General features: G+C 31.1%; 12 protein-coding genes. 1 reads left to right on the top strand and 11 read right to left on the bottom strand.

The annotated features are described in order from the left end of the window. Positions 1 to 140: GTP-binding protein (locus tag SOR77_RS09145; RefSeq protein ID WP_320636798.1), on the bottom strand; the 140-nt coding region annotated here is incomplete at its 3' end. A gap of 67 nt (positions 141 to 207) precedes the next feature. Continuing rightward, positions 208 to 1,563, bottom strand: a complete 1,356-nt coding sequence (locus SOR77_RS09140) for an MATE family efflux transporter (RefSeq protein WP_320636797.1) — start codon at positions 1,561 to 1,563, stop codon at positions 208 to 210. A gap of 190 nt (positions 1,564 to 1,753) precedes the next feature. Between SOR77_RS09140 and SOR77_RS09135 the strand changes: the two genes are divergently transcribed. Next, complete coding sequence (locus SOR77_RS09135) at positions 1,754 to 3,055, top strand: YjiH family protein (protein ID WP_320636796.1); 1,302 nt, start codon at positions 1,754 to 1,756, stop codon at positions 3,053 to 3,055. A gap of 56 nt (positions 3,056 to 3,111) precedes the next feature. On the opposite strand, the gene SOR77_RS09130 is transcribed toward SOR77_RS09135, so the two are convergent. The 9 genes from SOR77_RS09130 to SOR77_RS09090 all read right to left on the bottom strand — a co-directional run. Further along, on the bottom strand, positions 3,112 to 3,657 hold the full coding sequence (locus tag SOR77_RS09130; RefSeq protein WP_320636795.1) for a YbgA family protein: 546 nt from the start codon (positions 3,655 to 3,657) through the stop codon (positions 3,112 to 3,114). A 2-nt stretch (positions 3,658 to 3,659) separates the two neighbouring features. Continuing rightward, entirely contained in the window at positions 3,660 to 4,595 is a 936-nt protein-coding gene (msrB, locus tag SOR77_RS09125; RefSeq protein ID WP_320636794.1) for a peptide-methionine (R)-S-oxide reductase MsrB, read from the bottom strand. Between the two features lie 94 nt (positions 4,596 to 4,689). Beyond that, on the bottom strand, positions 4,690 to 5,343 hold the full coding sequence (locus tag SOR77_RS09120) for a hypothetical protein (RefSeq protein ID WP_320636793.1): 654 nt from the start codon (positions 5,341 to 5,343) through the stop codon (positions 4,690 to 4,692). Positions 5,344 to 5,493: 150 nt separating this feature from the next. Continuing rightward, positions 5,494 to 6,861 carry a HAMP domain-containing sensor histidine kinase gene (locus SOR77_RS09115; protein WP_320636792.1) on the bottom strand — a complete coding sequence of 456 codons (1,368 nt, stop codon included), beginning with the start codon at positions 6,859 to 6,861 and terminating at the stop codon, positions 5,494 to 5,496. A 3-nt stretch (positions 6,862 to 6,864) separates the two neighbouring features. Continuing rightward, entirely contained in the window at positions 6,865 to 7,551 is a 687-nt protein-coding gene (locus SOR77_RS09110) for a response regulator transcription factor (RefSeq protein WP_320636791.1), read from the bottom strand. An 88-nt stretch (positions 7,552 to 7,639) separates the two neighbouring features. Further along, entirely contained in the window at positions 7,640 to 7,915 is a 276-nt protein-coding gene (locus SOR77_RS09105; RefSeq protein WP_320636790.1) for a rhodanese-like domain-containing protein, read from the bottom strand. A gap of 11 nt (positions 7,916 to 7,926) precedes the next feature. Further along, on the bottom strand, positions 7,927 to 8,550 hold the full coding sequence (locus SOR77_RS09100; RefSeq protein ID WP_320636789.1) for a hypothetical protein: 624 nt from the start codon (positions 8,548 to 8,550) through the stop codon (positions 7,927 to 7,929). 145 nt (positions 8,551 to 8,695) lie between these two features. Next, entirely contained in the window at positions 8,696 to 9,217 is a 522-nt protein-coding gene (locus tag SOR77_RS09095; protein WP_320636788.1) for an N-acetyltransferase family protein, read from the bottom strand. A 92-nt stretch (positions 9,218 to 9,309) separates the two neighbouring features. Further along, on the bottom strand, positions 9,310 to 10,892 hold a 1,583-nt coding region (locus SOR77_RS09090; protein WP_320636787.1), incomplete at its 5' end, for a DEAD/DEAH box helicase.

Here is a 10,892-nt window from a genome sequence, read left to right as displayed (position 1 = left end):
TCTACGAATTCTCCGCTTCCGAATCTTTTGTTTAGTACTAGTGTTATTGCTGCTGTTAGTGTTGTTTTTCCGTGGTCTACGTGTCCTATTGTTCCTATGTTTACGTGTGGTTTGTTTCTTTCAAATTTAGCTTTAGCCATTTCATGCCTCCCTAATTTTCTTTTTAATTGTCTCTATAATACAATAAAAAGTTTGTAAAATCAATATTTAGCCTTTTATTGTAATTGCTCTTTCATTAATTTTTTTATACGTATAATTTTTTATAAAATATCTAGAATATATAAAATTTATTATCTCCGCTATTAAATATGAACTCCAAACATATTCTATTCTTCCCAAAAGTGACAGGAAATACGCCGCCGGAACTAATGCCACAATTTGTCTTACCAATGAAGAACAGAAAGATATCATCCCATTTCCAAGTGCTTGAAATGTCGATCCAGCAACTATGTTGTATGCTGCCAATATAAAGCAAGTAGAGACTATCCTAAGAGCCGGTATCCCTTGTTCATACATTTCTTGTGATGGATTGAAGAAAGATATTAATTGAGCCGGAAATATTTGGAATATTAAAAATCCTATCGTACAAATTATTATTCCCACTTTCATGCAGAATCTTATTATTTCCATACATCTTTCTTTATTTGCCGCTCCATAATTATATGCCAAAGTCGAAACCATCCCATTTGTAAGACCAAATAATGGCATAAATATAAAACTTTGTAATTTAAAATACGCCCCTAAAATTGCAACTGCTGAATCAGAAAATTGGTTTAATATTTTATTCAAAAAGTATACCGCTACAGATGTTATGGACATAAGTGCAAAGCTTGGTAAGCCCACATCATATATTTTTTTGATAGTTTCAAAATCCGGTTTTGAAAAATTAAATTCTACCTCTCTATTATAAAAATGGTTAGATAGTATTGCTATTGTAGCGCCTACTCCTTGACCTGTGACAGTTGCTATTGCCGCTCCCTTTACTCCCATTGCCGGAAAAGAAAAAAGTCCAAATATCAATATAGGGTCTAATATTATATTTATAATTGCCCCTATTCCCTGGGATAGCATCGTAAATAAAGTTTTTCCTGTAGCTTGCAAGAGTCTTTCAGTCATAATTTGTATAAATACAAAAATTGAAACTCCTGTAATTACAGTTATATAGTCTACCCCATATTTTATTATAGTCAGGTCGGTAGTCTGCGATTCAAAATACTGTCTAGACAATGCGAGTCCAAAAATCAAAAATATAATACTGTGCACTACACACAAAAATAAACTATTAAGTGCAACTTTACTTGTGAGTTCTTTATTCTTCTCACCCAAGCTTCTAGACAAAAGCGAATTCGAGCCAACCGCTGCTCCTATTGCCAAGCTTATCATTAAATTTTGTATCGGAAATGCAATTGAAACCGCTGTGAATGCTTTTTCATCTATCATGGATACAAATTTTGAATCGACAATATTATATAGGGCTTGTATAAGCATTGATATCATTATAGGTATTGATATTTTTAATACCAACTCAGGTACAGGTTGGTTAGCTATTTTTTGAGAATTCATATATACCTCCGTCAATAAATCTTACACTATATTTTCTCATATAACAACACATTGTATACTCCCTTTTACTTATATATCTACACAAAGTCAAGTTATATTAAAATATTTTTCAATTCTAAATATAGTTTACTCAACTAATTAAATACCGTTAAGTCTTAACCGTGTTATAATATAAAAAAGGAGGTTTTTTATGAAAAACAGTAGAAGTAGCGCACTATCAAAATTTATACTGTATAGTCTTTTTGGAATTTTTATGTTTTTTGTCCCTATTAAGTTTAATGGTAAAAGTTCAATTCCTCTTGACCATATAGTTACGTTAATTCAAAGCATACCTTATTACAAAGCAGTTTATGGATTAATAATAGTTATATTCGGAGTTATATATCCATTTGTAAAAGGTACTTGGAAAAATAGCAAAATCAAAACTGCATTTACATTTATAAATTTACTTGCTATTCCATTTGTAATAATGGCTGTGTTTAATGTTGGGCCTCAAGGGCTATTAGAAGATAGTATGATTCCATTTGTATTTAATAAGGTTGTAGTCCCAGTAACTACTATAATTCCTATTGGTTCTGTGTTTTTAGCTTTTATAATTTCTTACGGCTTGATGGAATTTGTTGGCGTGTTCATGCGCCCTGTAATGATGCCTATATTTAAAACTCCCGGCCGTTCTGCAATAGATGCCGTTGCGTCTTTTGTCGGTTCATATTCTCTTGCTCTTTTAATAACTAACGGAGTATACAAAGAAGGTAAATATACCGCTAAAGAATCTTGTATTATTGCGACAGGTTTTTCTACAGTTTCTGCCACATTTATGATTATAGTAGCTAAGACTCTTGGTTTTATGGAAACTCATTGGACTCAATATTTTTTAGTTACAGTAATAGTTACTTTCTTGGTAACAGCAATCACCTCAAGAATTTATCCACTTTCTAAAAAACCTGATGAATATTACAATGGCATTGAAGGAGACGTTGAAAAAGATATTAAACAAAATAAGTTTTCGGTTGCTACAGACCTTGCTGTTGAAGTTGCTTCTTCAGCTCCAGGCGTAGTTGAAAACACTAAGAAAAATTTTGTCGACGGTATAAAACTTGCTCTTGCAATGGCTCCATCTCTTATGGCTGTAGGTTCTATAGGTCTTATAATAGCTAAATACACTCCTGTATTTGATGTTGTGGGATACATTTTCTATCCATTTACTTATATTGCACGTCTTCCTGATGCTGCACTCGCTGCAAAATCTCTTTCAATGAGTATCGCCGAAATGTTCTTACCTGCAATGCCTATGGCTGAATCTACTATGGTTACAAAATTTGTAGTCGGGGTAACTTGTGTTTCTGAAATTTTATTCTTCAGCGGTTCAATCCCTTCAATGTTGAGTACAGAAATACCTTTAAAAATGAGAGATTATTTTATAATTTGGTTTGAAAGAGTTGCACTGTCTATACTTTTAGCTGCTCCTTTCGCACATTTTTTATTTAGATAAATTCTATAAATAAAAGACGTGTAGTTAGCTCTGATTTAAACTAACTACACGTCTTTTTATTCCCACCAAAATTTTTTTAATATAAACTGGTTGGAAATATATTCTTTTTTATATTTTTTCGAAAACTCAAATAATTTATTTCTGATTGCAAGATCACTACCCTTTGTTTTCTCAAATTCATTCATAATTCTAAAATAATCTGCTCTTTCATCTTCTGATAAATCATTTCTAAAATATCCAAAAATATGTGAATAGGCATTTATTTTTCTCCCGTCTGTGATAGACTGATCTAAAATTTCAAGTAGCACTTTTTTATAAGTTTCAAATACTTCTACTAAGTTTTTATTTTTACTGTTTGCAACTATCTTACCAAGTTCGTCTTTTTTATTTATATCATAACAAAAGTATAAATATTTGTTTCCAGCATGAAACCTCATAAGTTCACTTAATTGTTTTTTATTCTTTATTTTCTCCAGTTCTTCTATCAAAAAAATTTTTGTTTCTATTTTTCTCTTCTCTGAATCATCTAATTTTTCAAAACTTTTTTCACTTACTCCAAATTTTTCTAGTGATTTTGTCCTTATTTTTTCAATCTCTTTCATAACTATTTAATATACTCTTTTAAAAATCCATATCCTTCTTTTTCTAAATCTTCTTTTGGAATGAATTTAATTGATGCACTATTTATGCAATATCTAAGCCCGCCCTTTTCTGCTGGACCATCTTTAAAAACATGACCTAAATGAGATTCTCCTGCGTTACTTTTAACTTCTATTCTAGTCATATTATGACTATTGTCTTGATTATATTTTACAGTTTCAGGAGCAATCGGTCTTGTGAAACTTGGCCAACCGCACCCTGAATCAAATTTATCTTTTGAGGCAAAAAGAGGTTCTCCGGTGACTACATCTACGTAGATTCCTTCTGCTTTAGAATTCCAATATTTATTTTCAAACGGCCTTTCTGTTGCGCTGTTTTGTGTGACTTGGTATTGTTCTTCTGAAAGTTTATTTCTAATTTCTTCTTCACTAGGCTTTACATATTTTTCAGAATCAACTAAGGGTTCATAAGCTTTTAAGACATTTATATGACAATACCCTGTTGGATTTTTTTGTAAATAGTCTTGATGATATTCTTCTGCTATTATAAAGTGTCTTAGCGGTTCAACTTGCACTACTATTTTTTCAGAGTAGTTCTTTTGTTTTTCATCAATCACTTTTTTAATGACTTCTAATTCTAAATTGTCTGTATAATAAATTCCGGTTCTATATTGTGTTCCAACATCATTACCTTGTTTATTCACTGAAGTTGGGTCTATAACTCTGAAATAGTAAAGTAAAAGTTCTCTTAAGGATATCTTAGATTCATCATATGTGATGTGTATTGTCTCTGCATGTCCCGTTGTCTTTATAAGTTGGTAGTTTGTAGTTTCAACACTGCCATTTGCATAACCTGATACCACATTTATAACACCTTCTATTCTGCTGAAATAATCTTCAAGCCCCCAAAAACATCCGCCTGCTAAATATATATTTTTCATAAATTATTCCTCCCTTTAATACTATACTTTTACCCACTGATATCAAATATTATTTCAATAAAAAAGACAACTGTTTCCAGCTGTCCTTTTCTTTTTATCTGTTAAATTCTTCGTCTACCGGTGTTATTTCAGAAAATAACTTATCTAATATAGATTGATTCTTTTCATTGGCTTTTTCAACCACTTCATACAATTTATCAAGTTCATTTGATATATCTTTTGTTTCTGCTTCAGCTTTTTCATTTAGCTTATCCAACTCTAAATCTAGAGCATTCAACTTTTCTTGTTCTTCCTTTAGAATTGCTTTTTCCTTATCTGTTAAGTTCTTAGCTTTTTCAATTTCAGCTATTATATCTTCTGACATATTTTCATCATCTAATCCCTCATAAAATTTATCCCATAATTTTTCATTTGAGTTATATATCTTATCGTATTTTTCGTAGATTGGATTCATGATTTTTTCATAAATTTTATTCATATTCTCTTCTAATTCATCAATTTTCTTCCAAGTTGGTGCAAGTTCTTCTTCTGTTTTAATGAGTTGTTGCTTTTCCTCTTCTGATATATTTTTAGATTTCTTTATATAATCTACAATATTTTCCTCTTGTCCAATTTCAGTACAACAAGAATATTCTGCGCTTGGTTTACTCTCTTGCTTTTGTGATGCAGCATTTACAGGCATCATTCCCGTTAATATTGTACTTCCTAATGCTACCCCTGTTAGTAATAATGTACCTAATTTTTTCATTATAATTCACTCCTTAATTTTCTTTTTAATTTATTGTTGGATAGTTGTTTTTCTATCTGTCATTATTCTACAAAATAAATTGCGGAGAAATCCCCTCAATTTTGAATGAATTATATGTTTATTTGTGGCAAATTTGTGGCAAAATAAATTTTATATTTTAAATTCTAATGTAAATTTAGTTTCTCCATCCTTTGAACTGGCCTCTACATTGCCATATTTTTTCATTATATCTTTTACAACAGAAAGTCCTATCCCAAAATTTCCTTCCTTTCCCTTATAAAATCTTTCAAAAATGTGTTCTATTTCATCTGCCTCTATACCTTCTCCATCATCAATCACATCTATTTTTATAGCAGTCTTAGATTTATAACCTCTTATCTTTATATTTTTCTTAGCATATCTATAAGCATTTGAAATTATATTATCGAATACTTTTTCTATAAGTTCTTCATCTCCTATGATTTCTAAATTATCTTCTAAATCTATTTCAAAATCTATATCTTTTTTTATTCCTAGAGAAATGTTATTTGAAGATTCATAAATTATGTTCGTTATGTCCACTGTTCTTTCATCTAATTCTTTTGTTTCAAATTTTGATAGATACAAAATATCATCAACTAATCTCGACATCTTCCTACTCTGTTTGTAAATTATATCCAGTCCTTTTTCTTTATCTATCACTCCATGCATTATACCTTCTGTATAGCCTTGTATTGACATAAGAGGAGTTCTTAACTCATGCGATGCATTTTGAAAAAAGCTTTTTTGTAGATATTCTGATTTATCTATCAAATTTGACATATTATCTATCGTATCTACAACACTTTCAAATTCTTCATACAATACGTCTGCTTTTTCTATGTCCTTTTCTCTCTGCCCAACTTTTAACAAATATTGATTCAAGTTTCTAAAAGAAATATTTATTCGCCTTAAATGTAGAGAAATTAACAAAACACTTAGCCCTGCAAAAATTGTAAATAACACAACTATGAATTTATCCATCAATTTTACTATATTCTGCACATACGTCGTGTTTATATACACTATTATTTCATACGGCTCTTGCGCCTTACCATCTCCAAATATAAAATATCCATCAAACTCCCCGCTATACATTCTCTTCTCAACTATATAGGATTGATCCCCAACTGTTACAGAAGTTTGTCCGTATTCTAATTCATCTTTTTTCGATAGTTCTCTTAAGATTGCATCCGACTCTATCTTCTCCCTATCTGTATACCAATCTCCTATATACTTATTTGGATCTTTTTGAGGTTGTACTATAATCGTGTGTACAGGGAAAAATATTCTATTGTAACTTTCAAATGGGTACTCTTCCATTTCAGTCTCATTTACATACCTTAAAACAAATTCTTCATTTATGGAATCCGCTGCTATCTCTGTTATATAACCCTTTATAACTATGTGAAATATTATAGTTATAAAAATAAAAACTAATAAAATACTTATTGGAGGAATTATCAAAAGACTATTTGAAAGTTTTTTTCTCTTATTCATATCCTAATCCTCTAATTTTAATCTAAACCCATATCCCCAAATAGTTTCAATTCGTACTTTACTTCCACTATCTTTTAATTTTTTTCTAAGCCTTTTGATTGTATCATCTGTGACTCTTGTCTCAACCGAAGCACTATATCCCCAAATTTCATTTAATAGTTCTTCCCTTGAAACTGCCAAATCTTTTCTCTCCATCAAATAATTTAAAAGATTATATTCTGTCTTGGTTAAATTTATTTCTACTCCACTTATCTTGCATTTTTTTAATGGTAAAGATAAAGTTATATCCCCAAAAACAAGCTCTTCAAATTCTTTCTTTGTCTTATTTTCACGTTTCAAAATAGCATTTACCCTCATCATGAGTTTTATAAGAGAAAATGGCTTAGTAAAATAGTCATCGCACCCCGCTGTAAACCCAGCTATATAATCCATGTCCGTATCTTTTGCAGTTAATAATAAAATTGGAAGCTCTGATATCTCTCTTATTTTATTTGTCAATGCAAAGCCGTCAGTACCCGGCATCATAACATCAAGTATTATCAAGTCCGGTTCTTGGTTTTTAAATTCCTCAAACAATAAATCTCCATTTTCAAAAATCTTCACTGTGTGTCCAGCTTCTTCCAAAAAGCTCTTTATCAATTCTCTTATGTCTTTTTCATCATCTGCCACATATACTAAGCCCTTTTTCATTTTTCCCTCTCTAATATAAATTATTTTTTTAATTATACACAGCAAACCATTATTTAGCAAAAATAAAAAGTGCATCTCCCGACACACTTTACCTTCTGTATGCTGCCATTCCGCCTTTTACATTTATGGCATCTATTCCCTTTTTTCTTAAATAAACAACTGCTCTCTTACTCCTTGAACCACTTGCACACACAACATAAACTTTACCCTTTGGATCAAAGCTCGGTATATTCCCAAGTGGAATATTCTTAGCTTTTGGTGCATGGAATGCCTTAAACTCATAAGGTTCTCTAACGTCTATTATTGCTCCATCATCTTTTACTTCGCCCCAAGTTACAGAGGGAACGGATTTAAAAAACCACATATTCTTCTCCTTTAAATTTCTGCAGGTATTGGTTCTGCTAATTTCTCATTTTCAAAAAAGTCTGTTCCTTCAATGGCATTGTTAGTAGTTACATAAAAAACTGTTACAAACTCTTCTCCATTTATAACAAAGTTAACGGTTACAAAATTTAACTCCATAAAATATTTTTCAAATTGAGTTCTATATCTATTCATTTCATATACGTATCCAGTGTCAAGTTTTGTGAGCTCCCCTTTGATTACTCTTTCGCCATCTTGAATGTCTAAATAGGACGGTTTAGATACAATAGTTATCTTAGGAGTCTCGTCCGGTTCTATGACTTTTCCATCCTTATTAAATAAAATATAGATATTTTTATCTTCTTCCAAGTGAACGGTTGGAATATCGCCTTCAATTCTGCCGTTTAGAAAATCATTTAATTTTTTCAAATCAGCTTCACCCTTCTTTGAAAATTCCTCTTGTGTAAATGTCTTTAATATTGGTATTCTCTTGTCATTGCTAAGTCTTACATTCACCTTTACACCATCAACGGTATTATTTCTCATAAAATTTGGAGTTGGTCTAAAATAATTTATAAAAAAAGCTACTATACCCACTAAAAATATAACAATTATAAAAAGTATTTTTTTAATCATTACTTTCCTCCATTCCTCTATTATATTAAATATACCCATTCATAAACTTTAAGCTACAATACTATATAATCTGTTACTTTTAGCTGTCATAAAATTTAAAATACAAAGTTTCATAATTCCCTTTAAAATATTTAATTGTCTTTATTTATATTGCCAAATCTCCGATTTTCTTTTGCACCCAGACAATTCCGTACCATTTGCCAAATTTATATCCTATATGCTTAAATTCTCCTACTACTTCAAACCCTAAACGCTTGTGAAATTTTATGCTTGCCATATCCCCATGCGGGTCTGATTCCTCTGCTTTAGTTATACAAGCACACATATTGACTATTCCTCTGTCTTTTAATCGTTTTTCTAATTCGTCATAAAGCTTTCGACCTATGCCACTATTTCTTTTATCATTCTTTAAATAAATTGAAGTTTCAACCGACTTATCATAAGCCGCTCTACCTTTAAATACATTTGCGTATGCATATCCAACTATTTCTCCATCAACTTCCGCAACTATGTAAGGATATTTGCTGGATATGCTCTTTACTCTGTCTCTAAATTCAGATTCGGTTGGTGGTTCATATTCAAAACTTATCGCCGTTTCTACAACGTAAGGACTATATATTTCAAGTAAGTGTTTTGTATCATCTAAATTAACTCTTCTTATTTTCATATCTCACCTCTAAATTTATTTTTACTAATATAACAAACCATTTTTTTTATTTTGCAACAAAAAACTGTGCAATTTCTCACACAGTTTTTAAATTAATTTGAATATCTTTTGTTTTTTCCCTTTTTGAAATCTTTGTAGTTGTTAGATTTTTTGTTGTTTTTATTTCTGTTTTTATTATTTCTACTATAATTACTAGAGCCCTTTCCTTTTTTAGAACCACCTTTCCCTGACCACTTATATTTTTTACCATAGTCAACTTGATCAAGTCTTTGGTGATTTCTTTGATTTTCTTGCTCGTCTACCATCTTAAGAAGTAAAGCTGCAATTTCAACTGCTCCGTATTCTCTAGCTAATAGTCCGTCAATTATAGGAAGATACTTAGAAATATCCGGTTTTCTTTCCATTTTTTCTTCAACAATTTCTATCAATCTATCAAATTGCCTTGCATCCATATCTGAAATTGTTGGCAGTTCCATATATTCCATTTGTGCTTTCGTGTAACGCATTATATCTTGTAATTTATAGATGTCTCTTCCAACGACAAAAGAAAATGCCTTCCCTTTTCTTCCAGCTCTTGCAGTACGTCCTATTCTGTGTACATAGTATTCTTCATCTTGTGGTATATCGAAATTTATTACTACATCAACATTTCCAACGTCAATACCCCTTGCAGCAACATCTGTCGCTACTAATATTTCTATGTTGGATTGTCTGAATTTCTTCATAACTTGGTCTCTTTGATTTTGTTTCAAATCCCCATGAAGCCCATCTGCTCTATAACCACGTGATGAAAGTTCTTCAACCAATTTATCAACTTTTCTCTTTGTATTACAGAACACTATAGAAAGTTTGGGATTATAGATATCAACTATACGACTTAAAATTTCAGTTTTCATAACTTCTGACATTTCAAGATAATACTGTGTTATATTTTCAACTGTAAGCTCTTTGTGTTTTACTTTTATAACCTCAGGGTCATTTTGATATATTTTGGAAAACTCTGTTATTTCCTTACCCATTGTCGCCGAGAAGAAACAAGTTTGTTTTTCTCTATTTGTTTGGTCGAATATGGTCTTCATATCATCTCTAAAGCCCATATCAAACATTTCATCCGCTTCATCTAAAACTGCAATCTTTAAATCGCCAAGCTTTAGTGTCCTTCTTCTCAAATGGTCCATTATACGTCCCGGAGTTCCAACAACTATTTGAGCCTCATTTTTTAATGCAACTCTTTGTCTGTCAAAATTTGTTCCCCCATAAATTGGAACAACGTGAATTCCTCTTTTATATTTAGCTAATTTTGTTATTTCATTTGCAACTTGAATTGTAAGTTCTCTTGTAGGGCACAAGACTAAACCTTGCACGTAATTTTCAGGCTCTACAATTTCTATCATCGGTATTCCAAAAGAGGCAGTCTTCCCTGTACCCGTTTGAGCTTGCCCTATAAGGTCTTTACCTTTTAAAAGTGGTGGTATACTTTGTGCTTGAATAGGACTTGCTTCTTCAAATCCCATTTCCTCAACAGCTTTTAAAATCTCTGCTGAAAGAGATAGTTCATTAAATTTCAATAATTTTTCCTTTCTGATTCTTAAACTGAAAAAGGCAATCGAGCTGAACTCGACTGCCAAATTCTTTCCTTTAATCAATTTTACGCTATATTTGTGATTAATGCAAA

This window comes from Peptoniphilus sp., assembly GCF_034090345.1.
In the GTDB taxonomy this organism is placed as follows: Bacteria; Bacillota; Clostridia; order Tissierellales; family Peptoniphilaceae; genus Peptoniphilus.
Note: the sequence above shows the minus strand (reverse complement) of the source record. Positions and strands in the feature narration are given on the sequence as shown.

Coding starts and splice junctions, on each gene's coding strand:
- SOR77_RS09140 (WP_320636797.1), bottom strand. CDS start 1,563: ATGAATTCTCAAAAAATAGCTAACCAACCTGTACCTGAGTTGGTATTA.
- SOR77_RS09135 (WP_320636796.1), top strand. CDS start 1,754: ATGAAAAACAGTAGAAGTAGCGCACTATCAAAATTTATACTGTATAGT.
- SOR77_RS09130 (WP_320636795.1), bottom strand. CDS start 3,657: ATGAAAGAGATTGAAAAAATAAGGACAAAATCACTAGAAAAATTTGGA.
- msrB (WP_320636794.1), bottom strand. CDS start 4,595: ATGAAAAATATATATTTAGCAGGCGGATGTTTTTGGGGGCTTGAAGAT.
- SOR77_RS09120 (WP_320636793.1), bottom strand. CDS start 5,343: ATGAAAAAATTAGGTACATTATTACTAACAGGGGTAGCATTAGGAAGT.
- SOR77_RS09115 (WP_320636792.1), bottom strand. CDS start 6,861: ATGAATAAGAGAAAAAAACTTTCAAATAGTCTTTTGATAATTCCTCCA.
- SOR77_RS09110 (WP_320636791.1), bottom strand. CDS start 7,551: ATGAAAAAGGGCTTAGTATATGTGGCAGATGATGAAAAAGACATAAGA.
- SOR77_RS09105 (WP_320636790.1), bottom strand. CDS start 7,915: ATGTGGTTTTTTAAATCCGTTCCCTCTGTAACTTGGGGCGAAGTAAAA.
- SOR77_RS09100 (WP_320636789.1), bottom strand. CDS start 8,550: ATGATTAAAAAAATACTTTTTATAATTGTTATATTTTTAGTGGGTATA.
- SOR77_RS09095 (WP_320636788.1), bottom strand. CDS start 9,217: ATGAAAATAAGAAGAGTTAATTTAGATGATACAAAACACTTACTTGAA.